The 25,154-nt window shown below is 48.8% G+C and carries 24 protein-coding genes and 1 riboswitch; of the genes, 12 read left to right on the forward strand and 12 right to left on the reverse strand.

All coding sequences use genetic code 11. The features are described 5' to 3' along the window. Window positions 1-80: 80 nt before the first annotated feature. Window positions 81-383, forward strand: a complete 303-nt coding sequence (gene hmuQ, locus JQX58_RS12310; RefSeq protein ID WP_204147163.1) for a heme-degrading protein HmuQ — start codon at window positions 81-83, stop codon at window positions 381-383. Here hmuQ and JQX58_RS12315 read toward each other — a convergent pair. Next, the gene (locus tag JQX58_RS12315) at window positions 380-1,795 is read right to left on the reverse strand and encodes a sigma-54-dependent transcriptional regulator (RefSeq protein ID WP_204147164.1); all 1,416 of its coding nucleotides are present in this window, start codon (window positions 1,793-1,795) and stop codon (window positions 380-382) included. The two genes, hmuQ and JQX58_RS12315, sit on opposite strands and share 4 nt — an antisense overlap. Before the next feature lie 7 nt (window positions 1,796-1,802). Then, on the reverse strand, window positions 1,803-3,536 hold the full coding sequence (locus JQX58_RS12320) for a transporter substrate-binding domain-containing protein (protein WP_239090336.1): 1,734 nt from the start codon (window positions 3,534-3,536) through the stop codon (window positions 1,803-1,805). 342 nt (window positions 3,537-3,878) lie between these two features. Here JQX58_RS12320 and JQX58_RS12325 point away from each other — a divergent pair, with 342 nt between their 5' ends. From JQX58_RS12325 to JQX58_RS12340, 4 genes are all read left to right on the forward strand, one after another. Next, entirely contained in the window at window positions 3,879-4,847 is a 969-nt protein-coding gene (locus JQX58_RS12325; protein ID WP_204147165.1) for a TAXI family TRAP transporter solute-binding subunit, read from the forward strand. An 84-nt stretch (window positions 4,848-4,931) separates the two neighbouring features. Beyond that, the gene (locus JQX58_RS12330) at window positions 4,932-7,514 is read left to right on the forward strand and encodes a TRAP transporter permease (RefSeq protein ID WP_204147166.1); all 2,583 of its coding nucleotides are present in this window, start codon (window positions 4,932-4,934) and stop codon (window positions 7,512-7,514) included. A gap of 201 nt (window positions 7,515-7,715) precedes the next feature. Beyond that, window positions 7,716-8,807 (forward strand): endonuclease/exonuclease/phosphatase family protein, encoded by a 1,092-nt coding sequence (locus JQX58_RS12335; RefSeq protein WP_204147167.1) that lies wholly within the window; start codon window positions 7,716-7,718, stop codon window positions 8,805-8,807. A 301-nt stretch (window positions 8,808-9,108) separates the two neighbouring features. Beyond that, window positions 9,109-10,158, forward strand: a complete 1,050-nt coding sequence (locus tag JQX58_RS12340; RefSeq protein WP_204147168.1) for an NAD(P)-dependent alcohol dehydrogenase — start codon at window positions 9,109-9,111, stop codon at window positions 10,156-10,158. A 173-nt stretch (window positions 10,159-10,331) separates the two neighbouring features. On the opposite strand, the gene JQX58_RS12345 is transcribed toward JQX58_RS12340, so the two are convergent. After that, a complete protein-coding gene (locus JQX58_RS12345) occupies window positions 10,332-10,754 on the reverse strand; it encodes a TOBE domain-containing protein (protein ID WP_239090337.1) in 423 nt (140 codons plus the stop codon). Window positions 10,755-11,166: 412 nt separating this feature from the next. Here JQX58_RS12345 and JQX58_RS12350 point away from each other — a divergent pair, with 412 nt between their 5' ends. Continuing rightward, window positions 11,167-12,918, forward strand: coding sequence for a sensor domain-containing diguanylate cyclase (locus JQX58_RS12350; RefSeq protein WP_204147170.1), 1,752 nt, complete (start codon window positions 11,167-11,169; stop codon window positions 12,916-12,918). A 9-nt stretch (window positions 12,919-12,927) separates the two neighbouring features. Here JQX58_RS12350 and JQX58_RS12355 read toward each other — a convergent pair whose 3' ends face one another. From JQX58_RS12355 to thiD, 6 genes are all read right to left on the reverse strand, one after another. Continuing rightward, a complete protein-coding gene (locus JQX58_RS12355; RefSeq protein ID WP_204147171.1) occupies window positions 12,928-14,199 on the reverse strand; it encodes a cation:proton antiporter in 1,272 nt (423 codons plus the stop codon). Window positions 14,200-14,500: 301 nt separating this feature from the next. Further along, on the reverse strand, window positions 14,501-14,845 hold the full coding sequence (locus JQX58_RS12360; protein WP_067036007.1) for a cupin domain-containing protein: 345 nt from the start codon (window positions 14,843-14,845) through the stop codon (window positions 14,501-14,503). 108 nt (window positions 14,846-14,953) lie between these two features. Continuing rightward, a complete protein-coding gene (thiE, locus tag JQX58_RS12365; RefSeq protein ID WP_204147172.1) occupies window positions 14,954-15,580 on the reverse strand; it encodes a thiamine phosphate synthase in 627 nt (208 codons plus the stop codon). Between the two features lie 13 nt (window positions 15,581-15,593). Continuing rightward, window positions 15,594-16,388, reverse strand: coding sequence for a hydroxyethylthiazole kinase (thiM, locus tag JQX58_RS12370; protein WP_204147173.1), 795 nt, complete (start codon window positions 16,386-16,388; stop codon window positions 15,594-15,596). Next, the gene (locus tag JQX58_RS12375; RefSeq protein ID WP_204147174.1) at window positions 16,385-16,750 is read right to left on the reverse strand and encodes an ATP-binding cassette domain-containing protein; all 366 of its coding nucleotides are present in this window, start codon (window positions 16,748-16,750) and stop codon (window positions 16,385-16,387) included. The genes thiM and JQX58_RS12375 overlap by 4 nt, the downstream gene beginning before the upstream one ends. Beyond that, a complete protein-coding gene (thiD, locus tag JQX58_RS12380; protein ID WP_204147175.1) occupies window positions 16,747-17,562 on the reverse strand; it encodes a bifunctional hydroxymethylpyrimidine kinase/phosphomethylpyrimidine kinase in 816 nt (271 codons plus the stop codon). Before thiD ends, JQX58_RS12375 begins: the two co-directional genes overlap by 4 nt. Window positions 17,563-17,615: 53 nt before the next feature. Continuing rightward, a riboswitch (TPP riboswitch) is annotated at window positions 17,616-17,715 on the reverse strand. Window positions 17,716-17,975: 260 nt separating this feature from the next. Here thiD and modA point away from each other — a divergent pair. From modA to modC, 3 genes are read left to right on the forward strand one after another with little or no spacing between them, the layout of a single operon-like run. Beyond that, on the forward strand, window positions 17,976-18,734 hold the full coding sequence (modA, locus tag JQX58_RS12385) for a molybdate ABC transporter substrate-binding protein (RefSeq protein ID WP_204147176.1): 759 nt from the start codon (window positions 17,976-17,978) through the stop codon (window positions 18,732-18,734). 8 nt (window positions 18,735-18,742) lie between these two features. Further along, complete coding sequence (gene modB, locus JQX58_RS12390; protein ID WP_204147177.1) at window positions 18,743-19,429, forward strand: molybdate ABC transporter permease subunit; 687 nt, start codon at window positions 18,743-18,745, stop codon at window positions 19,427-19,429. After that, window positions 19,429-20,538 (forward strand): molybdenum ABC transporter ATP-binding protein, encoded by a 1,110-nt coding sequence (gene modC / locus JQX58_RS12395; protein WP_239090338.1) that lies wholly within the window; start codon window positions 19,429-19,431, stop codon window positions 20,536-20,538. The genes modB and modC overlap by 1 nt, the downstream gene beginning before the upstream one ends. Here modC and JQX58_RS12400 read toward each other — a convergent pair. The 3 genes from JQX58_RS12400 to JQX58_RS12410 all read right to left on the reverse strand — a co-directional run bounded on the left by JQX58_RS12400 (window position 20,535) and on the right by JQX58_RS12410 (window position 22,868). Next, window positions 20,535-21,344: a TOBE domain-containing protein gene (locus tag JQX58_RS12400; RefSeq protein ID WP_204147179.1), complete on the reverse strand. Its 810-nt coding sequence runs from the start codon at window positions 21,342-21,344 to the stop codon at window positions 20,535-20,537. The two genes, modC and JQX58_RS12400, sit on opposite strands and share 4 nt — an antisense overlap. A gap of 7 nt (window positions 21,345-21,351) precedes the next feature. Next, a complete protein-coding gene (locus JQX58_RS12405) occupies window positions 21,352-22,284 on the reverse strand; it encodes a DHH family phosphoesterase (protein ID WP_204147180.1) in 933 nt (310 codons plus the stop codon). A gap of 158 nt (window positions 22,285-22,442) precedes the next feature. Continuing rightward, the gene (locus JQX58_RS12410) at window positions 22,443-22,868 is read right to left on the reverse strand and encodes a DUF3010 family protein (protein ID WP_204147181.1); all 426 of its coding nucleotides are present in this window, start codon (window positions 22,866-22,868) and stop codon (window positions 22,443-22,445) included. A gap of 161 nt (window positions 22,869-23,029) precedes the next feature. Between JQX58_RS12410 and JQX58_RS12415 the strand changes: the two genes are divergently transcribed. The 3 genes from JQX58_RS12415 (at window position 23,030) to JQX58_RS12425 (ending at window position 25,154) form a co-directional block, all read left to right on the forward strand. After that, window positions 23,030-23,875 (forward strand): ABC transporter substrate-binding protein, encoded by an 846-nt coding sequence (locus JQX58_RS12415; RefSeq protein ID WP_204147182.1) that lies wholly within the window; start codon window positions 23,030-23,032, stop codon window positions 23,873-23,875. A 110-nt stretch (window positions 23,876-23,985) separates the two neighbouring features. Then, window positions 23,986-24,537 (forward strand): TetR/AcrR family transcriptional regulator, encoded by a 552-nt coding sequence (locus JQX58_RS12420; RefSeq protein WP_204147183.1) that lies wholly within the window; start codon window positions 23,986-23,988, stop codon window positions 24,535-24,537. Window positions 24,538-24,614: 77 nt separating this feature from the next. Then, a complete protein-coding gene (locus tag JQX58_RS12425) occupies window positions 24,615-25,154 on the forward strand; it encodes a lipocalin family protein (protein ID WP_204147184.1) in 540 nt (179 codons plus the stop codon).

Below are 25,154 nucleotides of genomic sequence, written 5' to 3' on the forward strand. Positions count from 1 at the left end.
CTTGGCATCTTTAAAGTGGCCATTTCGTCGCCATGATCTAAGAGTCTAAACACTTATTTATCTGCTAAAGAGAGGGTCGTATGTTTATTGCCATGAACCGCTTTAAAATCAAACTAGGATGCGAGCAAGAGTTTATCGATATCTGGAAAGGGCGTGATTCGTATCTGCACGAAGTGCTTGGGTTCAAGAGCTTTAACCTACTGCAAGGCGCGACCACTGAAGAGTACACCTTGTTTTCGTCCCATGCGGTGTGGGAATCACGCGAGGCGTTTGAAGGTTGGACTAAGTCGGAGGCGTTTCGTAAAGCCCACGCCAATGCGGGCAGCCGCAAAGAGATTTACATGGGGCCGCCGCAGCTAGAATGCTTCGAAGCGGTGCTTTAAGCCCCGCTTTGATCGTTTTCTTCTTTCATGTTTTTTAAGCGTTTGCTCAGCGCTGGCTGAGAGATGCCGAGCATCCGCGCCGCCAAAGACTGGTTTTGGTTGGCGCGCTTCATCGCTTCTTCTACCAATAGCTTACAGGCCTGGTTTAAGGTCGGCAGTGGCTGATCGTCCTGAAAGCCAAGTAAGCTATCGGGAGCGTCTAATTTTGCTGCGCCCAGTAGTTGCTGAAACACCGATGTGGTCAACAAGCTATCACTGCTTTGACTGACGGCATCGTACACTAAGGCTTTAAGTTCGCGTACGTTACCAGGGAAGGCGTAAGTCTGTAGCTGTAGCGCCAAACCATTAGGGATGGTCAGATAAGGGCGTTCTAATTCGTCACAGGCTTGGCGCATAAAATGATCCAGCAACAATGGCAGATCATTCAAGCGCTCGCGCAAGGGCGGAATGTGCACCATATGGGTTCGCAAGCGGTAGTATAAATCTTTGCGAAAATGCCCTTGTTGCTGTTGCTCCACTAGGTTTTGATGGGTGGCCACGATCACTCGCGCTTGGATGCGTTTTGGTCGATCGCTGCCGATCGGGTAGTATTCGCCTTCTTGCAAAAGACGAAGTAGTTTGACTTGCGAACTGGCGCTCAAATCGCCGATCTCATCTAAAAACAGAGTGCCGCCCGCGGCACTTTCGACGAGCCCTTGGCGCACCTTATCGGCACCAGTAAAGGCGCCGCGCGCATGGCCGAATAAGGTGTCGGAAAATATGTTGTCATCAAGCCCTGCCACATTGACCGTTACCAACGGCCCTTTGCGACCACTCAGTTCATGAATGGCTCCGGCAATCAGTTCTTTGCCAACGCCGCTTTCACCGGTAATCAGTACGGGTTGAGTGCTCGGCGCGATGGATTCGAGGTAACGAAACGTCGACATCATCTTATTATTAGCGGTGATGAAGCCAGTAAAGTGATCGGCTTTATTAAGCTCGCTCGACAGCAGTTGCGCCCGTAGAGCTTGGTTTTCAAGACTCAGCTCTTGGGTGTGAATGGCGCGCTTGATCGATTCTAAAATCTGTTCTTGATCGGTGGTTTTCACCAGATAATCAAACGCCCCTTGCTTGACGCAATTTACCGCGGCATCTATTTGGTTTAGGCCGCTGAAGATAATCACGCTGATGTCAGGGTGTTCTTGGGTGAACCATTCAAGTAGCTCTTGGCCCGATAAAGTAGGCATGGTCAGATCGAGCAACACCAAGCCAATGGTGTGTTCTTCGACCAAGCTTTTGACTTGGCGTGGATCTTGGCAGGTGACTAAGTTATTTAAGCCGTAGCGCTCTAGCGTCAGTGACATGCTGCGCAGAAATGACGCTTCATCATCGACCAGTAAAATCTTAAATTGTGGGTAAACTGTCGTGTTCATAATCTGCCTAGGATGAGTGTGAGTCTAAGGTCGTCGTTTCTCTGTGAGCAGGAAACGCAACGGTGACGGTCGTGCCATGACCGATAGAAGAGTCAAAGGATAAGTAGCCTTGATGCGCCTTGACGATACCAGCGGAAACCGATAAGCCAAGGCCTGTGCCGCCTTGCTCACGTTTGGTGGTAAAAAATGGATCGGTTAAGCGTTTTAAGTCCTGTGCTTCGATACCACAGCCTTGGTCTTGAATCATGATATAGACTTCGCGGCTGTCTAAACTAATTGCGGTGTGTACGCTCAACGCTTGCTGTGAGTCAGTTAACGCGTCACACGCGTTGAGAATCAAGTTAATCACCACCTGCTCAATGCGCTGGGCGTTGCCCAAAATGATGGGATGGCTACTGGCCAGTTGTAAGCTGAATTGCTCAGTAGCGGTGCGAATCGATTTATCGACAAGGCGCACGGCGGTTTCAACCACTTGGTTGATATCGACTTCTTGCCAGATTTCGTCTGGTTGTTCACGGGCAAAGTCTTTTAAGTCATCCACGATATTGCGGATGCGATCGGTGCTTTGTTGCATTTCGTTTAATAGGTAGGGGATTTCATCTTTTAAGCGATGATAGCTTAGGCCGCCCAGCATGATGCCTTGATGGTTTTCGTTGGCTTCATCTAAATAGGGCAGGGCATCTTCCCAGGCGGATTGCAGGATGGGCAAATTGAGTCGTAACAAGCCTGTTGGGTTGTTGATTTCGTGAGCCACCCCTGAGACTAATACCCCTAGGGACGCCATTTTATCTGCTTGGATCAATTGTTCTTGTTGGGCTTTCAGTTGTTGAGAGCGGCGTTCCACTTCTTTACGCAGCATGGCATTCCAAATTACGCTACCGCCTAAAACGAACAGCAGAATTAAGCTGCTATAAAACGCATACTGGCCAAGCGTTTTCCACTGCAGGCGCGATGGCTGATCCAAGGTGCCTAACCATTTATCGTAAATCGCTTGTTGTCTGCCAGTGTTTTTAAGGATTGCCAACCCTTCGCTAAAAAGCGCCAAAATGTCTTCATTTTCGGGCAGTGCGCCGTACCCTAGGCGTTGGCCTGCGACAGGTCGCGCGATCGGTTCTAAGTTACTCAACCCCATTTCTTGGCTTAAATAAAGTGATGGCAGATTAGCGGTCAGGGCGAAGTCATGCTGGCCGGAGGCAAGTAGGCGTAACGCCGCTGAATGAGTCGGCATCGGAATAATCTTGGCATCGGGTACGAAGCGTTTTAGGTATTCGTGCATCACACTGGCGTTTTGCACGATCACTTCATAGCCAGCTACCTGCATGATGTCGTCTACATGAGGGCCGTCTTTGCGGGCAAATAACGATTGATTGACGATTGAGTGTGGCGACGAAAACAGAATTTGCTCAGCGCGCTGGTCCGAATAAGCAATGCCTTGTAATGCATCGTATGTGCCGTCCATTAGGCCTGCGTAAGCGCTTTGCCAATCGGTCATAGTGAGGTCGATTTCAAAGCCCATGACCTCAGCAATGGCGTAACTGAGTTCTACGGTATAGCCTGCGGGTTGACCTTCGTCATCAAGAAACTCGTAAGGTGGATAGTTGTAATCCGCGGCAATATGGATAACACGCGGTTGTGAGGCTTCGGGGATCGCCACGCGTTCCGCTGCGCCCAGCAGGGAAGAGCAGATGAGTAAGGATAGAACAATAAATGGGCGCAATAGCATAGTTAACCAAGCAGACAAGACGGTGGCTAGGCATCTTAGCGAGATTCGCGCGGGATGAGAAGTCAACGCGCCAGAGTGAAGTCAAATGCCTATAACAAAAGTTATAAGTATAAGATTCGTTATAAGGCTGACGCTAGCCAAGTAAATAGCGTATTTCTCGGGTTAAAAAGGGATGGATTATCGCTGATTCTATAACTATAGTTATAACGCCTTGTACCTGTGGGTGCGACATGGAAAATATTAAAGTTCTTAAATTTCAATAGGTTAGATTGTTTTTAATGAGTTGGCATCCTATTTGCGATGTTCCACCATGATTTTGACAATCTCATAACAAGAAATCGACACAACGAGGAATTCTCAATGAAAAACATCATGCTTAAAACCACGTTAGCGGCGGGCTTCGCAGCAGCTACCACTCTAGCGATGGCAGACGACACACAATTTGTTTCCATCGGTACAGGCGGCGTGACAGGCGTTTATTACCCTGCGGGCGGCTCTATCTGTCGTATGATTAACAAAGACCGCAAAGAGCACGGTATTCGTTGTTCGGTAGAGTCGACAGGCGGTTCGGGTTACAACGTCAACAGCATCCGTGCGGGTGAGTTAGAGTTTGGTGTGGCGCAGTCTGATGTGCAAGCGGCCGCGATCAATGGTAAAAACCAATTCGAAGGCAATCCTTTCCCTGAGCTACGCTCTGTCTTCTCTTTGCATCCAGAGCCAATCCATTTGATGGCCCGTGCGGATTCTGGCATTGAGTCGTTTGACGATCTTGAAGGCAAGCGCGTCAACATCGGTAACCCAGGTTCTGGTAACCGCTCTATGATGGAACTACTGATGGCCGAAAAAGGCTGGACCACCGAAGACTTCGCTTTTGCTGCAGAGCTTAAATCATCTGAAATGTCGCAAGCACTGTGTGATGACAAGTTTGACGTGACCATCTTCGTGGCAGGTCTACCTAACGGTTCGGCTCAAGAAGCGACAACGACTTGTGACGTGCGCATGATCCCACTAGATGGTGAAGTTGCGAAGAGCGTTCAAGCGAAACACAGCGAATTCTCACAAGCGGTTATCCCAGGTGGCATGTACAACGGCAATCCTGAAGATGTTGTGACGTTCGGCCCGAAAGCGACCATCGTGACGTCTTCTGAAGTGTCTGACAAAGTGGTCTACCAAATGGCCAAGGCTGTGTTTGAGAACTTCCAGTCGTTCAAACGTCTACACCCAGCCTTCGCGCCGCTTCAGCCTGAAGAAATGGTGCAATCTTCGCTGGTAGCGCCACTGCACCCAGGTGCGGAAAAATACTACCGTGAGCAAGGTTTGTTGAAGTAACCGTTACTTTAATAAACGATCCTCTAAAGCGCTGGATTTTCCGGCGCTTTTTGTTCCAAGTCTTTTCTTGCTTAGGAATCTTCTATGTCTAATTCATCCAACTCCTTAGACACGGATAAGCTTAATGAAATGGTCGCTGAGGCGGATACCGGTAAACGGGTGCCCCATGGTCGATTTGCATTAGGCTTATTGTTTTTACTGCCGCTTTGTTGGTCTTTGTTCCAGCTTTGGATCGGCTCGCCATTACCATCGCAATTTGGCTTTGGCTTTTTAAACGATACTCAGTCCCGGGCTATTCACTTAGCGTTTGCGGTCACCTTGGCGTTTTTGGCGTTTCCTGCGTTTAGTAGCAGTCCAACGCATCGTATTCCTTGGCTCGATTATGGCTTTGCCATTGTCGGTGCGTTTTGTGCGTCCTACTTATTTTTATTTAACGACGAGTTAGCCATGCGCCCAGGCTTACCGACCACCATGGACTTGGTGGTTGCAGGACTAGGTTTGTTGCTGACGCTTGAAGCGGCACGTCGTTCGTTAGGGCCGCCATTGATGATGGTGGCGATTGTCTTCTTGCTGTATGTGTTCTTTGGTGATTCGTCTTGGTTACCAGAGATTCTACGCTGGAAAGGGGCGTCGTTCGAAAAAGCCATGACCCATATGTGGCTGACCACCGAAGGGGTGTTTGGTATCGCCTTGGGTGTGTCGTCTGGCTTTGTTTTCTTATTCGTCTTGTTTGGTGCTCTGCTTAACCAAGCTGGCGCCGGTAATTACTTTATTCAGGTGGCGTTTGCGTTGCTTGGTCACATGCGTGGCGGTCCAGCGAAAGCAGCGGTCTTGTCGTCGGCGATGACAGGTTTGATCTCAGGTTCTTCCATCGCCAATGTGGTGACCACAGGTACGTTTACTATTCCGTTGATGAAAAAGGTCGGCTTCAGCCCAGAAAAGGCAGGCGCAGTAGAGGTGTCATCATCGGTCAACGGTGTGATCATGCCGCCAGTGATGGGCGCTGTAGCCTTCTTGATGGTGGAGTATGTAGGGATTTCCTACATTGAAGTGGTCAAACATGCGTTTTTGCCAGCCACCATTTCGTATATCGCTTTGCTTTACATCGTGCACCTTGAGGCACTAAAAGCCGATATGCGTGGTTTACCACGTGTGACGCCTGCACGCCCTTGGAAAATCGCGATCTTGCGCTCGGGTATTATTTTATCGAGCATGCTGATCCTAGCGGGCGCTTTGTATTACTTGGTGCTGGGCATCAAGTGGTTGCTGGGCGATTTTTCTAATATTGGTTTGTTGGCGCTGGTGATCTTTGGTTACTTGGGGCTCTTATACGTCTCGGCGCAGAACAAAGATTTAGATATGGGTGATGGCAATGGCGAGATTGTAAAATTGCCGGTGTTTGCGGATATCTACCGCTCTGGCTTGTACTACTTGGTACCGCTGGTGGTGCTGGTTTGGTTCTTGATGGTAGAGCGCAAATCCCCAGGTTTGTCGGCGTTTTGGGCGAGTCTGTTGATGGCGTTTGTACTGCTGACGCAGAAGCCGCTAAAAGCTTGGTTCCGTAAGCAATCAGGTCTTGGTTCAAAGCTTAAAGAAGGTACTTGGGATCTGATCGAAGGTTTGAACACCGGCGCGCGCAATATGATCGGTATCGGTGTGGCGACGGCGACCGCGGGCATTATCGTCGGTACGGTGACGCTCACGGGTGTCGGGCAGGTGATGGCAGAGTTTGTTGAGCTGCTGTCAGGTGGTGTACTGATCATCATGCTGCTGATGGTGGCCTTGATCTCGCTGATCTTGGGTATGGGCTTACCGACCACGGCCAACTACATTGTCGTGTCGTCGTTGATGGCAAGTGTTGTAGTGGAGTTGGGCGCGCAGTCTGGCTTAATTGTGCCAATGATCGCTATTCATATGTTTGTGTTTTACTTCGGTATCATGGCGGATGTGACACCGCCAGTCGGTTTGGCATCATTTGCTGCGGCTGCTGTGTCCGGTGGTGATCCGATCAAAACTGGCTTTACGGCGTTCTTCTATTCGATGCGTACCGCATTGCTGCCATTCTTGTTTATCTTCAATACGGATTTATTGTTGATCGATGTGACTTGGTATCAAGGGGTGGTTGTCTTCATTGTGGCGCTGGCGGCGATGCTGATTTTCGCCGCGGCGACTCAAGGTTATTTCTTTGCTCGCAGTAAGCGTTGGGAAAGTGCGATCTTGTTGTTGGTGGCGTTTACTTTGTTCCGCCCAGGCTTTTGGTTGGATCAAGTGATCGCGCCTTATGAGCACTTTGAAGGCAGCGAGTTAACGGAATACATTGAGCAGCACCCTAATTTGGACAGTGTACGCATTGCGGCAGAAGGTGAAAACCTAGATGGTCGTTGGATTGAAAAAACCGTCGATCTACCACTGACACAAACGGGCAGTGCGAGCGACCGCTTATTTGAGGGGGCGGGGCTTGAAGTGCGTACCGAGGAAGGCCAAGTGTATATCGATAACCTAGCTTGGGGCGGCTATGCTGAGCAAATGCAGCTGGATTTTGATTGGGAAATCACAGGCTTTGATGTCGCCAATGAGCGTCCGGCAAAAGAGTGGTTCTTTATTCCTGCTTTCTTGTTAGTTCTATGGATCATTCGTCGTCAGAAAAAGCGCTTAGCGACGGCATAATGCTGAACTCTTGAGCGATTAAAAACCGGGCCTAGTGCCCGGTTTTTTTATTTACGGGTAGGGCGTTTTCAATGAGAGTGTTTAGGTCATTGTTTTTCGCAGAAAAATTGAAGAAATTAAGTTCTTTTAAGGTCGCGTCAGATTTTTTTTTCATACCGTGCTAAGTTTTTGGGGGTCGATAAGGAAATTTTAAGAGTCCCTATGTCATTTTATATTTTGTTGGTGTTAACGCTGTTAATGGTCATTGCCACACTAGGCCCTATGTTTCGGATCTCGCATTGGATTGTGCGCAGTGGTGACTTCCCAAGGCTGCAGCTGGCCATGTTGGCCGCTTTATTAGTGTTAGCGCAGTGCGCTTGGTTAGACCTTACGCAACTGTCGACGGGGATCATGATCTTAGCCGCATTGGGTTGTCTTGCCGTGCAATTGTGGTGGGTACTACCTTATACACCCTTACTGCCCAAAGAAGTTAAAACAGCTAAGCCTTCAGTGACTGAGGCCAAGATTACCATTTTGACCTCCAATGTCTTAACGCCAAATCGTCAAGCTGATAAGTTGATTGCGTTAGTCAAACAGTATCAACCTGATGTGTTGGTCACCTTGGAGTCCGATCAGTGGTGGGAAGATCAGCTAAGTGTGTTAGAAGAATCCATGCCTTATACGGTGAAGTGTCCGCTGGAAAATCTCTATGGCATGCACGTGTATTCAAAGCTACCCATGGCCGATACCTCGTTAAGCTTCTTGGTGGAGGAGGATGTTCCCTCAGTGCATACGACACTTAAATTGAATAATGGGCGTGTGATCCGGGCGCATTTTCTGCATCCTGCGCCGCCAAGCCCTACGGAAAATACAGAGTCAGATGAGCGTGATGCTGAGATCGAAATCGTGGGTCGCAGTGTCGCGGAGTCAGATATGCCGGTTATTGTGACAGGAGATCTTAATGATGTGGCATGGTCCAAAACCACGCGGTTATTCCGTAAAGTCAGTGGCTTGTTAGATCCACGTATTGGTCGTGGTGTATTTTGTACCTTCCATGCGGATTATGCGTTTTTACGCTGGCCGCTCGACCATGTGTTTCACAGTAAGCACTTTACGCTTGGTTTCATGAAACGTATGCCTTCTATCGGTTCGGATCATTTTCCGTTGTTAACTCAGTTGGCTTTGTCACCTGAATATGGGGCAGATCAGCAAGCTGTTGCGGGCGATGAAGAAGATGAGCAGCTGGCAAAAGAAATGGCACGAGAGGAAAACGTGAGTAAAGAGGATGTTCCTGAGCCCGGTAAACATGTTTGATCAGATAATAAGCTTTGTAGGATTATGCAATGTTACAGAAGCCAGCGCAAAGCTGGCTTTTTTGCGTTTGAATGCCCAAAAATAGTGCTTTACTGGTTTTTGTTACGTTTGTGTGGCTATTTTTTGCATATTTTCAGGAAAAGTAGAACTTGCCAAAAAAGTTGTCTTTTGCGGTAGTTTTGTAGTTTTATGCAAGGGCAAAAGAGTATTAGGCACACGCAAAACGTGTCAGTCGATTACACTATAAGAAATGCTAACAAGCGTTTCCAAAACCAATTAAAAATACTGGGAGTAGAAATTTATGAAAACCGTAGGCTATGCAGCACACGATTCTGGCGCAAATATGGTGCCTTACCACTTCGAACGTCGTGATCTTCGTGACAATGATGTGGCGATCGAAATTCTATACTCAGGTGTTTGTCACTCTGACTTACACACTGTTAATGGCGATTGGGGTCCACAACCGTACCCTCTAGTTCCAGGCCATGAAATCGTAGGTGTTGTAACGTCAGTGGGTTCTGATGTGAAAAAATACAAAGTAGGTGACCAAGTAGCGGTCGGTTGTATGGTGGATAGCTGTCAAGAATGTGACCAGTGTCACAACCATGAGGAACAGTACTGCCGTAACGGCATGACACCTACTTACGGAGCGCCAGATCGCATCTCTGGTGAAACGACTCAAGGTGGTTACTCTAAGCACATCGTTGTTCGTGAAGAATTCGTACTGAGCGTGCCAGAAGGCATGGATCTTTCTAAATCTGCTCCGATCCTTTGTGCTGGTATCACGACTTACTCACCACTGCGCACTTGGGGTGTGAAAGAAGGCACTCGCGTAGGTGTGATTGGTCTGGGTGGTCTTGGCCACATGGCAGTAAAACTGGCCGTTGCTATGGGTGCTGAAGTGACTGTGCTAAGCCGCTCTAAGAAGAAAGAAGAGGAAGCCAAAGCACTGGGCGCCAAAGGCATCTTGGCCTCTTCTGACGAAGAAGCGATGCAAGCGGCAGCGAACTCTTTTGATCTAATCATTGATACGGTTCCTGCTAAACACGATGTGAACGTTTACACGCCGACACTAGATGTCGATGGTACCTTGGTAATCGTTGGTCAAATCGGACCAATCGAAGAGCCAATCACTTGGCCATTGGTTGGCGGCCGTCGCCGTATCGCCGGTTCCCTAATCGGTGGTATCGAAGAGACTCAAGAAGTGTTGGATTTCTGTGCTAAGCACGATATCTACCCAGAGTGTGAAATGATCTCTATGGATCAAATCAACTCTGCATTTGAGCGTATGGCCAAAGGTGACATGGCGCACCGTATCGTTATCGATATGTCATCGCTAAGCGCTGAGTAATTGTATTAGCGGATCTACTAAAGGGCGGCCTGCGGGTCGCCTTTTTTGTGGACGTCTTATGACAAACGTTGGCCATAGACATCCATAAGCGTAATGCGCTGGATTGGTATGAAACTTAAAAAGAAGGATTAAAAAAGAGTCGCCATGATGAGCACATGGCGACCCAATGCAGGTTACTCTGCCATGAGCAAAACGCTAGGCGCTTTAAATAGGGCGCACGCGTCTGCACCTTCTTTAAGACCTAATTCTGCCACACTGGTGTTGGTGATGATGGCGCTGACCATTTTACCGTTGCCAATGTCTAGAGTGACGTCTGTGTTGACGGCACCTGGTACTAGTTTTGCGATTTTACCGATTAGTTTGTTACGCGCGCTGGTCACGACTGTGGTATCGGCGCTTAAAATAACAGAAGAAGCTTTGATCAGAGCGGTGCACGTGCCGTCAACGACAAGGCCCAAGGTCTGCGCACTTTCTTGGGTGATGATGGCGACCAGTGATTGATTGGCGCCAATGTCTAATGTTACCTCGGTATTGACTGCACCATCGGTGATGGCTGTGATCGTGCCCAGAAATTGATTACGAGCGCTAGTTTTCATGTGTGTTCTCTCAAAAATACATGCAAGACTGCATGGAACCATGGTAAAGCGAGTAGAGAAAGGTGATTGGCGCTATGTTATAGATGTAAGTGAGCATCCAATAAGTACACTGTTCCTTAAGCGTGTATCCCTACAACAAGTAACGATTAGGTGATGTAAACTCCTAATCGTGAATCATTTTAGCGCCCTTTTGTGGCAAGAGTTGATTGATTGCACCAATTTGATGCATCAATGCGACCAGTACCTTTTTCTTTTGTACTGCGCTTGTATGGTGCCCGCAATAATTTATCGGTGGCTCGGTGATGGCTGGGGTGTTTTGCAATATATTTGGTATATCTTGACGTTTTAACGGTTTTTTTCGTGTAAGTGATTTATCCTTATAAAACGAGTTTTAAAACCATGTGAAGTTATTATGCCACTTTCTGTCATCGGCTATACCAGCCGTTCCATCGTAGAGCTTTTGGGGGAAGCATTCCTCAATGAGCTAGTACAACGCTATCAGCGTATGACTGGCGTAGGCATCGTTTTAACATCCGTTGATGGGGCGTGTTTTACTCGTTTTGACGATACCTTTGTAGCGACGTGTTTACGACAGCAACCGGTTACCCAAGAAGGTTGTGAGCCATTCTTGATTGGTTTGCATAACCTTGCTAATTCAGCTCGACAGCGTTCTTCAGAAGATTTAGAGGAAGTACTCAACTGTATACGCGAGCATCTTATCTTGGCCGTACGTCAGAGTGTGGCCAAGCAATTTGATATCGAGTCACCACTTCGCTTAAAAGAAATACTTGATGCCTCGCCTACGCCTATGGGCTGGTCTAATTCATTGACCGGTGAGATCGAGTACATCAATGCGGCGTTTATCGAGCTATTTGGTTTTCAGCACGACGAGATTGCGACCTTAGAGCAATGGTTTATCAAAGCCTTTCCAGATGTCGAGTATCGTGAAAGTGTGCTGCGCCCTTGGCACATAGAGGCGCTACAAACACGTAAAGACGGTAATCCGACGCAAAGTCGCGAGCTTGAAGTGACCTGTAAAGATGGCGCGGTTAAACACGTACTTCTAACGGCCACATGGGTGGGTCATAAGCGTTTGGTCAATTACACCGACATGACCGACTATTGGCAGATGCAAAACCGTCTGTCGGCCCATACCCAAATGCTCGAGATGGTCGCGACCGGCGCTTCTTTAGAGAGTGTATTAGAGCGCATTGTCGAGCAAGTGCAATCGGAATCCAAAGATGCCCTATGCAGTGTTTTATTAGTAGATGATGAGCAGCGTCTGCGTAATTGCGTTGCGCCCAACTTACCTGAGTTTTATTTGCAGGCGATCGAAGGGCTCAAAATCGGCCCTAACATTGGCTCATGTGGCAGTGCAGCGTTTTTAAAGCAGCGTGTCATTGTCGAAGACATCAGTCAGCATCGTAATTGGCAGGGTTACACTGACATCGCTCGCCAAGCAGGTTTAGCTGCTTGTTGGTCGGATCCGATTATCTCCTCTGATGAACGAGTGTTAGGTACGTTTGCGATCTACTATCCGTATCCTGCTAGCCCGCAGCAAAATGATATCGATTTGATTACCTTTGCCAGCCAATTGGCCAGTATCGCGATCGAAAGTCGACGTTCTCGAGAAGCTTTAGAAAATCGTGCTTACTACGATGATCTGACTGGGCTGGCCAATCGTGGTTACTTTTTTGACTACGCCGATAAAGTGCTCAACACCTTGCGTTCAGAGCAGCGTTTTTATTGTATGGTGATGCTCGATATTGATCACTTTAAACAGGTCAATGACCGCTATGGCCATAAGACAGGCGATGAGGTGTTGAAGAGGGTTGCTCGTACCATGCAAGCGCATGTGCCAGCGGATGCTATGGTTGGACGCATTGGCGGTGAGGAGTTTGCCATTATGTTACCTAATGCTGATAAAGCCCATGGTTATCAAATAGCCAGTGCTATTCGCGAGGCTGTAGAAAGCTTAGATATCTACTTCCATGCGCAGCAGAATCACCTTAAAGTGACGATTTCAGCTGGGGTGGCTCAATGTTGTGAGGGCAGTGAGCCGGGCGTTAATATCGACCGCTTGTTTGGTCGCGCCGATGCCGCGTTATATGAAGCCAAAGCACGTGGCCGCAACTGCGTTATCACGTACTCTGGCTCTTGCTAACAAGTCTGATTAGACTTCAGTGTTGGCGTTGATGCTGCGCTGAATGATTGGTGAGATAGTTGAGCCTTGGATGATGATCGAGAAAATCACCACTGTGTAAGTCATAACAACGATAAGTGTATGCACATCGGCGCCATTAACCAAAAAGGCCCCTTGTGGCACCGAGGCCGCCATGGCCAACGCCAGTCCACCCCGTAAGCCTCCCCAAGTAAGGATCTTTACCGAGTGGGCATCGTATGTTCGAAAACGTCGGAACACGCTGTAAGCAGAGCCAACACTGACAAAACGGGCCAGCAATACCACCGGAATCATCAATAAGCCTAAGCCGACTTCTTGCCAAGTCACAGGCAATACCACCAATAGCAAGCCAATTAAGATGAACAATAGTGAGTTCAGGAAGGCGTCAATGGTATGCCAAAAGTGGTTCATGGTGGTTTGGCTGGTTTTTGAAAAGCCTTTTGCGTGCGTCACATTACCAATGAAAATACCGCTGACCACCATCGCCAATGGGCCGGAAATATCCAGTACGTTGGCTAAAGCATAGCCGGCGGTCGGAATACACAAGGTAATTAAGAGCTCGATGCTGGTATCGTGACTGGTGCGAATCAATAAATGGGCAATGCCTGCGATCACTAGACCAAAGAAAATCCCACCAATCGCATCGATGAAAAACAGCTCAGTGACACTTGCAAGGGTTGGTTCTTTGCCTGAAAACGCGAGCGCAAAAATAGTGGTGAACACCACCAAGCCAATACCGTCGTTAAATAGTGATTCACCTTCCACTTGCACTGAAATTTTCTCGGGTGCCTGCATCTTTTTAATAATGGCCAAGACCGCAATGGGGTCCGTCGGGCTGATAAGTGAGCCAAATAATAAGCAGTAAATAAACGGCACTTGCCAGCCAAAGGCATGCAAAATTCCGAAACATAAAGCGCCCACGATAAAGGTGGAAAGCAAGGTCGAGAAAAACGCCATAATGCCGATTTCCCATTTTTGTTGCCGCAGTAGTTTTAAATCAATCTCTAAAGCACCAGCAAATAATAGAAACCCGAGCATGCCGTTGAGGAGCAGCATATTGAAGTTAAGACTGGCGACAGAATCTGTCATTGTTTGCGTGAGATCGTTGTCGTAAAACTCAGTAAAACCCATCAATAACAGTGAGATGGCAACAGAGCCAGAGGTGATGGCGATGGTGGTTTGGAGTTTTAATACGTATTGATTAATGAAGGCGATGAAGATCGCGATGACAGATAAGAGGCAAAGAAAATACCAAGCGTTCATTACAATTCCCTAGGGTAAGCATGTTTACAACTAAGCGCCCACAAAAAAACAGGGCACGGTTGGCAGCATGCTGTCGACGCTTAGTTTTAAACACGAGAACGCGGCATAGTATATTCCTCTAATTTAGAAAAGTTTCTATTAGATGAACTAATCCTAAAAAAAGGCTTATTTAAGTTAAATAAGTAAAAACAATGCCTACTTATGAAAGGTTGCGATAGGTTTTGTAATAAGAAGAAATAGTTAGTACGGGGGATATAAGAGGCGAAATCAGCGCTGCTATGCAGCGCTGAAGGGAATCGGATTATGCGAATACGAAGTATTTGCGAACCGTTTCAACGACTTCCCATGTACCTTTCATGCCAGGCTCGATCACGAATACGTCACCGCCTTTTAGGTGTTTAGGCTCTTCACCTTCTGGCGTGATGATGCAGTAACCTTCTAGGAAGTGGCAGAATTCCCACTTGTCGTATTCCACTTCGAATTTGCCTGGTGTGCAGATCCAAGTGCCCATGATTTTGCTGCCGTCTTCTGATAGGTAAGCATTTAGGTTAACCGTGTGCGGTTCGCCTTCGATGCGTTTCCATTTAGTAGCGTCCACAACAGGTGTTGGGCAGGTTTCACGCATTACAGTGATAAAGTCTGACATGATAATTCCATATAGAGTAATGAATTGTTGAGGTTCGATTGTAGGTCTAGGCGCAGCTAGTCAGTTGCCCAAGCCCGACGCCGTGTCTCGGTATTCAGGTGGTTTACGTCACTCACGAGCGCTCAGTATCTCGCGCAACAGTGATTGCGCGGCTTGCTTAGGCGAATCTGCAGCACATAGGGCCGATACCAGCGCAATGCCCTGTACGCCTGTGCTGGCAACGTTAGCCAAATTGTCTGCACGAATGCCACCAATAGCGACGATCGGCTTAGGGTAGGCTTGTAGCGCTTTTGCTAGGCCATCAAGCCCCCAGTGGTGTTGTGTATCAAGCTTGGTTGGCGTCGGATAAATAGCACTTAAACCGATGTAATCAATCGGTAGTTGCTTAGCTTCTTCAAGTTGCTTCCAGCTCTCAATGGAAAGCCCTAACAGCTTATTGGGGCCAAGCAAACGTCTGGCATAGGTGGCTGGCATATCGCTTTGCCCTAGGTGCACGCCATCGGCGCCGACCGCTAACGCTACATCGACACGATCATTGATGATCAAGGGCACTTGAGCAGCTTGGCATATGGGGTGGATGGCATTCGCACGCTCGATAAAAGCGCGTACATCATGGTGCTTTTCGCGAAGCTGAACCATAGTTACACCCCCCGCGATGGCCTGTTCGACCACCTCTACCAGTGCATTAAGTGACAGGTGCTCGTCGGTCACGAGATAGAGTGTGTAGGGGGACATATGGGCTTCTCCGTTATGGGTGTTGGCGCAGTTTTAGACGCTGTAATACAGTGTCGCCATCAAGGTTATAGAGGCTATCGAGCAGTGCCATTTGCAGATTGCCAGGCCCTCGGGCGTGTTCTCCAGCCATTTCTCCAGCGATGCCCAGCACCGCAGCAGCGGCTAAGCCACTGGTCTCACCGATCGCAGCAAAGGCGCCCGTTAGAGCGCTTAATGAGCAGCCAGTACCCGTTACCAAGGGCATCATGGCATGACCATTATCTAAGGCAAAGGTACTCGCAGCTGAGACGCTATAATCCGTGGCGCCAGAGATAACCACATTGGCTTGATACTCTTGGACGAGCGCGTTGGCAGCAGCTAACGCAGCATCGCTGCTGTCTTGTGAATCCACGCCTTTGGCTTGGCTAATATGACCCGCCAGAGCGATGATTTCTGAGGCATTGCCGCGGATGATCAACTGCTCTGCAAGCTTGGCAAACTGGCGCGCTGTATCGGTACGAAACGTCGTGGCACCACAGCCAACAGGGTCTAACACCACAGGTATTTGGTTGGCATTGGCATGCTTGATAGCAAACGCCATACGCTCCACCCAAGTTTGATCCAAGGTGCCGATATTAATCACCAAGGCACCCGCAAAGGTCATCATTTCGGCCATTTCTTCACGCGAGTGCGCCATGATTGGCGATGCCCCTAAGGCCAGTAGTGCATTGGCCGTATTGTTCATGACCACGTAATTGGTGATGCTTACCACCAAGGGCTTTTGTTGGCGTAGAGTCTCGAGTGCTTTGACAATCAGTTCGGGCGTCATGCTTTGCTCCTATGGGATCGCAGGGATGTAGTCGGTGGCTTGCCGTGCAAACGATTAGCCACGGTGACATTGTCAAACACGCTTAACCACGGCAATAAAAGATCTTGCTGTGCCATGTAGGCGATACGTTGCTCAAGGCTGATTTGATCGCTGGTGCGGATGCTGCCTTGCCATTGGGCTTGTGTGTCTAATAGCCCCGCTAATTGGCGCAACACCGAGGTTTTACCACAGCCACTGCGCTCTAATAAGCAGGTCCACTGGTTCGGCGCAAAGGTTACCTTGAGATCTTGCAGCACGGCATGGTTGCTATTGTGATAAGACAAGCTACCGTGAGTGATCGTGATTTCGACAGCTGGGTTCATGAGTCGGTCGATGTTTGCTGATAAAAGTGATGAACCGGTCCATGGCCACGACCAACCGCTAACTCATCGGCGTGAGCGATGGCTTGACTGATGTAGTGCTTCGCCTGTTGCACGGCGGCTTCTAAGTCATAGCCTTGGGCTAAAAATGAGGCCAAAGCGGAAGATAAGGTACAGCCAGTGCCGTGGGTGTTTTGCGTCGCAATACGCGGACCTGCGTAGGAGATAGTTTGTGCGCGTGTAATCAGCCAATCGATACAGCTCGGGGTATCGCTAAGGTGACCTCCTTTCAGTAATACCGCTGGGGTTGGCAGTTGTTGCAACGCAGGAATTAGGGCAAGTGCTTGCTCGTGGCTTGTGGGTGTTGCTTGGCCAAGTAGGGCAGCGGCCTCAGGGAGATTAGGGGTGATCACACTTACATGCGGTAGCAGCTCATCAATCAGGGTTTTGACTGCGCTGTCATGTAGTAGCATAGCGCCACTGGTGGCGACCATGACCGGGTCCAAAACTACTTTTTTAGGCTGGTACTGACGTAATTTCTGCGCCACGACTCGAATAATCTCAGAATCGGCTAGCATGCCAATTTTTACCGCTTGTACGTCTAAATCGGTGAATACAGCGTCTAACTGAGCTTCAATGTGCGCAAGCGGAATAGCATGTACATCAGTGACGCCAAGGGTATTTTGCGCGGTCGTTGCCGTGATCACGGTACACGCGTAACCGCCGGTGGCAGAAATGGCTTTGATGTCGGCTTGAATGCCTGCGCCGCCGCCGCTGTCTGAGCCGGCAATGCTTAGGGTAATGGGGGTAGACATAAACGCTCCTTTACGGCGTAAAGGAACTGGCGCGCGTAAGCTGAGAGTAGTCGCTCGCACTGCCTATAGTTCCCTCCGCCAGTGTTAACTGGATCAGGTTCAACGGGTCTCGCGTAGCGATCTCAGCAGTTACCTGCCCCCCGACTATGGTGAGCATCATAGCAATCATCGACGGTCATTGACCATCTTTTCGTAGCACATAAGGATTTGGTTAGAAGCGAGCTTATGGGGGACCAGAATAGGCGTAAAACTTTTTTAAATACGACAGATTGGCGCGCAGTGATGTCGTAATCAAAGAAATATGAACGTATTGGCTTGAGGAATTTCGTTGTATAGAAGATTATACAACGAAATTTCAAAGGGCCTATGGCCCGATCAGACGACATAACAATAAGTCATATAAGGAGACCTCGATGACAATGCTAAACAAACTACCTTTGCTGGTACTAGGGTGTGCCGCGACCATGAATGCATCGGCAGCACAAGTGCATGCAGCGGTAGCGGCTAATTTCACTGAAGCGATGAAATCTGTGGTGGAAAAGTTCGAAGCTGAAACCGGTCATGAGGTTGTCTTATCTTTTGGTTCGTCTGGTAAAATTTTGGCTCAGATCCAAAATGGCGCACCGTTTGAGGTATTTTTATCCGCCGATCAAGCCAAACCGAAAGCCTTAGAAGAAGCGGGCATGGTCCATTCTGGTAGCCGCTTTACCTATGCGGTGGGTGCGTTGGCGCTTTGGTCTACGTTGCCAGACTTTATCGAAGACGATTACAGCCGTTTAAGCTCAGGCGATTTTAATAAGCTGGCATTAGCCAACCCTAAACTGGCGCCTTATGGTTTAGCCGCAACCGAAGTTCTAGATGCGTTAGACTTAACCGATGCCACTAAAGCAAAATGGGTACAGGGCGAAAACATCGCTCAAACCTATCAATTTGTCGCGACAGGTAATGCTAATCTTGGCTTTGTCGCGCTGTCTCAAATCATGTCTGATGGCCACGTGACGGAGGGTTCAAGCTGGATTGTGCCGAGTGATTTGTACAGCCCGATTCGGCAAGACGCTGTGCTGCTCGAGCGTGGCGCTGATAACGAGGCAGCCATCGCCTTGCTAGATTACTTACAGAGCAGCTCGGTTGCTCATGACATCATTCACTCTTACGGTTACGAAACTGAGTAATAACCATTATGTTTACTGACGCAGATCTTGATGCGATTTGGCTTACGTTACGCTTAGCCACCACGGTGACAGTGCTACTGTTACTCATCGGTACGCCGATCGCTTGGTGGTTAGCACGCACACGCTCTTGGTTGAAAGGCCCCATTGGAGCGCTGGTGGCTTTGCCTTTGGTATTGCCACCGACGGTACTGGGCTTTTATTTATTGATTGCCATGGGACCAAATGGTTGGATCGGCCAGCTGACTCAAGAGATGGGGATTGGCTTATTGCCATTTACCTTTTGGGGGCTGGTGATCGCGTCAGTGTTTTACTCGTTGCCGTTTGTCGTGCAACCGATTCAAAATGCCATGGAAGCGCTAGGTGAACGGCCGTTAGAAGTCGCGGCGACCTTACGAGCAGGGCCATGGGATACTTTTTTTAATGTAGTACTGCCATTGTCAAAGCCTGGCTTTATCACGGCCGCGATTTTAGGGTTTGCCCATACGGTGGGTGAGTTTGGCGTCGTACTCATGATTGGCGGCAATATTCCTCAAGAGACACGTGTGGTTTCGGTACAGATTTACGATTACGTTGAAGCGATGGAATACGGCCAAGCGCATGTGCTGGCTGGCTTGATGGTGGCCTTTTCGTTTGTGGTGTTGCTTGGCGTTTATGGCTTTCAGCGTCGTGGAACCAGTGTGTGGGGGAGTCGATGATGTCTCAAACAATTGCAAGCGATAGCTGTATTCACGCACAATTTTCACTGACACGCCAAGCCAAAGGCCGTGAAGATTTTGTGCTGAGCGTGGCGGCCAAATTACCGAGTCAAGGAGTGACAGCGATTTTTGGTCAGTCTGGATCAGGTAAAACTACCTTATTGCGTTGTATCGCCGGGCTGGAAACGGCGCCACAAGGCTACCTTTCGGTGCAAGGTGATGTATGGCAAGACGATCGCCGCACGCTACCGACATACCAGCGCCCAATTGGTTACGTATTTCAAGAATCGAGCCTGTTTGAACACCTGACGGCACAGGCGAATATCGACTTTGCCTTAAAGCGTTCTGAGCAGCGCCCAAACGCAGCAGAATACCAACAGATCATCGATCTAATGGGCATAGAGCATGTGCTGCAGCGTTATCCTGCGCAGCTGTCTGGTGGTGAGCGTCAGCGTGTCGCGATTGCAAGAGCATTGTTAATTAAGCCGCGTTTGTTACTGATGGACGAGCCTTTGGCATCTTTAGACAGTGCTCGCAAGCAAGAAATTTTACCGTATCTCGCCAAACTACGTAGCAGCTTAGACATTCCTATTTTGTATGTCAGCCACTCTGTGGATGAGATTGCTCAATTGGCCGATCATGTACTGGTGTTAGAGCAGGGCAAGGTGGTTGCGCAGGGAGATATCAGTGATATTTTCGCACGTACCGATCTCGCGCAATTATCCGGATTTGATATGGGCGTGGTCTGGCATGGCCATTTGCAAGAGCGCAATGAGGCTTGGCATTTGGCACGTATCAAGGCGCCCGGTGGGTCGCTGTGGGTGCGGGATGGCGGTGATGCCATAGGTGCGGCGATCCGTACGCGCATATTGGCACGCGATGTCAGCATTGCTTTGTCTGCGGGTGAGGATTCTAGTATTTTAAATCGCTTGCCAGTCACTATTAGTCAGATTACACCTGATAAAGACCCTGCGATGCTATTGCTACGCCTGATCAGCGGGCGTGATTGTATCCTTGCGCGCTTAACTAAGCGTTCAGTTGAGCAACTGCATCTCTATGAAGGGCTTCAAGCCTGGGCGCAAATCAAATCGGTCGCTATTATGCGCTAACGCGCCCGCATCAAGATCACACTAGGCGCCTTAAACAGCGCCTGCATGCTTTGACCCTCTTGGATATCAAGCTCGCTGGCACTGGCGTTGGTGATGACGGCATTAAGAGCCTTATTATTACCCAGATCAAGTGTGATGTCTGAGTTTACGGCCCCCGTTATGACGCGACTGACGCGGCCTTTAAGCTGATTGCGTGCGCTACTGGCAAGCTTGTGGTCACCGCTTAATACAATGTCCGAGTCATTAATAATGGCGATGCAATCTGCGCCGTCAGTGAGCCCAAGCTGCTGCAAGCTGTCTTGGGTCACGATCGCGGTCAGTAGTGATTCGGCGCCAATATCAAGCGTCACCTCACTGTGGATTGCGCCAGCTTTAATGGTCTTGATGGTGCCACGAAACTGATTGCGAGCGCTGCTGCTTAAGCCTTCACGACTGACAAAACTGGCAATGTCTTGTAGCGAGTGCAAACGCGCACCCAGTTGATCGATAAATTGTTGGTGCTCTTCTAAGAGCGACTGAAACCCCGCAATAATGCGTTGCCCTAACTCAGTTAGCTGGGTACCGCCGCCTTTGGCGCCACCGCTGGCACGCAGCACAAGTGGCTCTGGCGACATATTGTTCATGGCATCGATGCGATCCCATGCGGTTTTATAACTGATGCCCACGGCTTTGGCCGCTTTAGAAATTGAGCCACATTGTTGAATGGCGCTGAGAAGTTCGACTTGGTGGGCTGCAAACGAGGTTTTGTTGCCAGTTAGCAGGAAAATATCACCTGCTAACTGGCCGTTTTGTTCAGGGTGTGACATGTAAGGGTTAGCCATCCTGATTAATTTTAACGATGATAGCGCTGAGTGCGGCGTCGGCTTGGTCGTTGTCCACTTGGCAGGTTCCTGCATTGAGATGACCGCCACCGCCATATTGCAAACATAGCTCGCCGACATTGGTATTAGAGGTACGGTTTAAAATGGACTTACCAATGGCAAATACGGTGTTTTGCTGTTTTAGGCCCCACATTTTGTGCAAGGAAATATTGCAGTCCGGGTATAACGCATAAATGACAAAGCGGTTGGTGGTGTAGATAGTCTCTTCATCGAGTAGATCAAGCACCACTAGATTGCCATGCACCGTGGCGCAGCGTTGGATTTGTTGTTTGGCCTTAGCATCGTGTTCAAAGTACAGGTCAACTCGCTCTTTAACATCTTCTAAGGCTAAGATTTCTTCAATGGTGTGATGCTTACAGTAGTCGATTAATTGCATCATTAGCTGATAGTTAGAGATGCGAAATTCTCGGAAACGTCCCAAGCCAGTGCGGGCGTCCATGATAAAGTTCAGTAACACCCAGCCTGTCGGGTTAAGCACTTCATCCTCAGTAAACTGGGCCGAGTCACCTTTGTCGACGGCTTCCATCATTTCTTCACTGATGTCTGCAAAGCGCTCTTTACCGCCATAGTAGTCATAGACTACGCGCGCAGCAGAAGGAGCATTGGCGTCGATGATATGGTTTTCGATGTTGCTGTCGTTGCGTACGGTTTCACTTAAGTGATGGTCAAAGGCGAGGTGACAGCCTGGTACATAAGGCAAGTTGGTGGTGATGTCTTTTGCGGTGATGTCGATTTTGCCATCTTGCATGTCTTTAGGGTGTACAAACAGGATCTCATCGATCAAATCTAGATCTTTAAGCAGCACAGCACATACTAAGCCATCAAAGTCACTGCGAGTCACCAAACGAAATTTATCATTGCTCATTTTACACGTCCGTCGCTAGGTCCATTAGAGAAATAAGATGCTATCAATCTAAGACCTGAGTTCGCCAAGTGCAACCTTAGATATGTTGGATATACGTAAATGCGAGGCACAATAATGACGCATTCTGATGCCTCTCGCACCAGAATGCGATGCGGTGATTAGGCTTCTGCTAATGCCGCGTAGCCCACCATAAAGGCGTTTTCTTGGAACGCTCTAAGCCCGGTTGCCGAAAAAGGAATCGGCAGTGGGTTGTGCTTTAAAATCTCTTTTTGTTGAGCGTTATGCAGCAAACTGACTTCAACTCCTTCGATCAGCTGTATGGCCGCCTCGATCTTAAAGCCGATAGCGCCACCTGCGAATTTGCCTTTGGTCGGGCGCTCTTTGATCACGACCTGAGTGACTTTGTAATCTTCAAACAGTTTTTTCAAAGCGAACTGATATTTTCGCAACGCTTCGGAGTCATTAGGATGGCTTAAGGCATGGCGCACTTGGCGGCAATCCGCTATCTGAAACAGTCCATCCTGCTTGGACAGTAAACACAAGATTGCTTCGCTGCCTTTAATCTCAATACCACATGTAATCATAACCGAGTCCTATGTATTCATTTTGCCGGCATTATCGCACAGTTTTTGCCTAGCGCTGAGCGCAACCCTTATTTCATTCGCCGCAACGATGTGTTGTAAGCTAATAATGGAAATTTGTTTAATAATGGGAATGATTCAAATACATAGATTAGGGAAAGGTTATGAATGTAAAACACTTACTAGCGGTAGGCGCTTCGGTTATGGCAGCGACAAGTTTCGCGAGCGAACGCATCGTAAGTTATGACTTGGGCAGCGTGGATACTTTGCGCGCGTTACAGGCGAAAAATCAGCTAGTCGGCTTGCCAAAGCAATCTTTGCCAACCTATCTATCAGAGTTTTCAAGTGCAGAATACGCCGATGTGGGCGGCCTTAAAGCTCCTGATGCCGCCGCTGTCGCAGCGACAGAGCCAACGGCTATTTTGATCACAGGGCGCCAAGGCGAGCAGGGGCAAGCGCTTTCAAGCGTTGCGCAAACACATACGATTGAATTAAGCGGTGACACCTACTGGCAAGGGTTTAGTGCTCAAGTTGAGGACCTGGCAGAGCTAGTTGACCAAGAGGCGGTTGCCGAACAAGCATTGAAAGCGCTACAACAGCATTTAGCCAGCTTGAAGCAGAAGGTCGAGGGTGGTGAAGTGCTCATGGTGACACACAATGCTGGTGGCTTTAGTGCGGGCCAAGCACCAATTGCGACCGAGCTTCTAGGTCTTAACATGGTCGAGCTACCAGACACAGTCAAGCCGGTACAGCGTGGTACTCGTACCTTTATGCCACTTGAAGTCAGCGATATCGTGACGGCGAATCCAGAGGTTGTATACGTGGTTGACCGTAGCCAAGCGATTGGTCAAGAAGATCAAGCACTGGATGTGGCACAGTTACAGCAGCAACTTAAAGAGCAGGGTGCGCGCACTCAAGTAAGCTACCTGACACCAAGTCTTTGGTACCTATCAGGTAATGGATTAGAAAGCGTACGCTTGCAAGCAGAAGAGTTGGCTTATCCGTTTTAACAATGGCTAACATCAAATGATTACAAAGGGGCCCAAGAGCCCCTTTTTTATTGCAATAATGGCATAATGGGGCGATTAAGATGGATTTCATAAGACATAGTGAGTGATGTATGGCCAGAGGGCGCCCCTCCAAAAAAGGTTTGATAGCGGAAGCCGCGCAAAAGCTGTTTCGTGTGTCGGGCTATCAAGGCACCAGTATTGACCAAGTGGTGATCGAGGCTGGTGTCTCCAAGCCCACTGTCTACAGCAATTATCCTTCTAAGTTATTGCTTTGGCAGGAAGTGTTGCAGCGCTTGATCGCACAAAGCCAAACGGAGCTAGAGCAACAAACACAACGCTTAATCGAGCAGAAAGTACCTTTCAATGAAGGCTGGTTGCAACTATGGCGTTGCTGGTGTGATTGCCCTAATCGCTTGTCTGCCTATCGGATTCATTGGGGCGAAGCTCACAAGTTAAGTGCGACGGAAAAAGCGCTTTTTAGTCAGCTTGAGCAAGTGCTCGCCGAACATTTACAAACATGGCTTAAGCATTGCCAAGTAGACGTGCAACACTACCTGGTTTTGTTTGCAGTGGCTCAGCAAACCTGTCTAATCGCGCAGCTGACTCCTGACTCGGCCTGTGATGTTGATCTCATGCCATTATTAGATCAACTTTCACAATAGCTACGTTCAACCTCCCATCCATTTGCGTATTCATTGCGTATCCTTAGGCATCAGTTACTGTTGCAAGGAATCTCACAATGAATCGATACGCTAAAATCTTAACCAGCTTGTCTTTAGCAGTGCTACTTACAGCCTGTTCATTAGGGCCGCCAAAGGGCATTGAACCGGTGCAAAACTTCGCCGTCGAGCCTTACCTTGGCACTTGGTACGAAGTTGCACGCCTTGATCACAGTTTTGAAGAGGGATTGTCTGATGTGACTGCGACCTATTCGATGCGCGAAGACGGCGGTGTTAAGGTCGTAAACCGCGGCTACTCAGAAGAAGAGCAGCAGTGGGATGAAGCTGAGGGCAAAGCGTATTTCGTCGAAGGGAGTGACGTCGGGCACCTAAAAGTCTCTTTCTTTGGCCCATTTTATGGTGCTTATGTGATTTTTAGCCTAGACGATGATTATCAAACTGCGTTGGTAGCAGGGCCAGACCGCTCTTACTTTTGGCTGCTATCGCGCACGCCTGAGATAGATTCAGAGCAAATGCAAAGCTTGCTGCAGAAGGCTGAGCAACAAGGCTTTGATACATCAAAATTGATCTATGTGGAGCACTCACGCGCAACCTTCTAA

The organism is Marinomonas ostreistagni (assembly GCF_016888445.1).
In the GTDB taxonomy this organism is placed as follows: domain Bacteria; phylum Pseudomonadota; class Gammaproteobacteria; order Pseudomonadales; family Marinomonadaceae; genus Marinomonas; species Marinomonas ostreistagni.

Coding starts and splice junctions, on each gene's coding strand:
- JQX58_RS12420 (WP_204147183.1), top strand. CDS start 23,986: ATGGCCAGAGGGCGCCCCTCCAAAAAAGGTTTGATAGCGGAAGCCGCG.
- hmuQ (WP_204147163.1), top strand. CDS start 81: ATGTTTATTGCCATGAACCGCTTTAAAATCAAACTAGGATGCGAGCAA.
- JQX58_RS12400 (WP_204147179.1), bottom strand. CDS start 21,344: ATGTCACACCCTGAACAAAACGGCCAGTTAGCAGGTGATATTTTCCTG.
- JQX58_RS12335 (WP_204147167.1), top strand. CDS start 7,716: ATGTCATTTTATATTTTGTTGGTGTTAACGCTGTTAATGGTCATTGCC.
- modC (WP_239090338.1), top strand. CDS start 19,429: ATGTCTCAAACAATTGCAAGCGATAGCTGTATTCACGCACAATTTTCA.
- modB (WP_204147177.1), top strand. CDS start 18,743: ATGTTTACTGACGCAGATCTTGATGCGATTTGGCTTACGTTACGCTTA.
- JQX58_RS12410 (WP_204147181.1), bottom strand. CDS start 22,868: ATGATTACATGTGGTATTGAGATTAAAGGCAGCGAAGCAATCTTGTGT.
- JQX58_RS12315 (WP_204147164.1), bottom strand. CDS start 1,795: ATGAACACGACAGTTTACCCACAATTTAAGATTTTACTGGTCGATGAT.
- thiD (WP_204147175.1), bottom strand. CDS start 17,562: ATGTCTACCCCCATTACCCTAAGCATTGCCGGCTCAGACAGCGGCGGC.
- JQX58_RS12425 (WP_204147184.1), top strand. CDS start 24,615: ATGAATCGATACGCTAAAATCTTAACCAGCTTGTCTTTAGCAGTGCTA.
- JQX58_RS12355 (WP_204147171.1), bottom strand. CDS start 14,199: ATGAACGCTTGGTATTTTCTTTGCCTCTTATCTGTCATCGCGATCTTC.
- JQX58_RS12415 (WP_204147182.1), top strand. CDS start 23,030: ATGAATGTAAAACACTTACTAGCGGTAGGCGCTTCGGTTATGGCAGCG.
- JQX58_RS12325 (WP_204147165.1), top strand. CDS start 3,879: ATGAAAAACATCATGCTTAAAACCACGTTAGCGGCGGGCTTCGCAGCA.
- JQX58_RS12360 (WP_067036007.1), bottom strand. CDS start 14,845: ATGTCAGACTTTATCACTGTAATGCGTGAAACCTGCCCAACACCTGTT.
- modA (WP_204147176.1), top strand. CDS start 17,976: ATGACAATGCTAAACAAACTACCTTTGCTGGTACTAGGGTGTGCCGCG.
- JQX58_RS12405 (WP_204147180.1), bottom strand. CDS start 22,284: ATGAGCAATGATAAATTTCGTTTGGTGACTCGCAGTGACTTTGATGGC.
- thiE (WP_204147172.1), bottom strand. CDS start 15,580: ATGTCCCCCTACACACTCTATCTCGTGACCGACGAGCACCTGTCACTT.
- JQX58_RS12375 (WP_204147174.1), bottom strand. CDS start 16,750: ATGAACCCAGCTGTCGAAATCACGATCACTCACGGTAGCTTGTCTTAT.
- JQX58_RS12345 (WP_239090337.1), bottom strand. CDS start 10,754: ATGAAAACTAGCGCTCGTAATCAATTTCTGGGCACGATCACAGCCATC.
- JQX58_RS12350 (WP_204147170.1), top strand. CDS start 11,167: ATGCCACTTTCTGTCATCGGCTATACCAGCCGTTCCATCGTAGAGCTT.
- thiM (WP_204147173.1), bottom strand. CDS start 16,388: ATGACGCCCGAACTGATTGTCAAAGCACTCGAGACTCTACGCCAACAA.
- JQX58_RS12330 (WP_204147166.1), top strand. CDS start 4,932: ATGTCTAATTCATCCAACTCCTTAGACACGGATAAGCTTAATGAAATG.
- JQX58_RS12340 (WP_204147168.1), top strand. CDS start 9,109: ATGAAAACCGTAGGCTATGCAGCACACGATTCTGGCGCAAATATGGTG.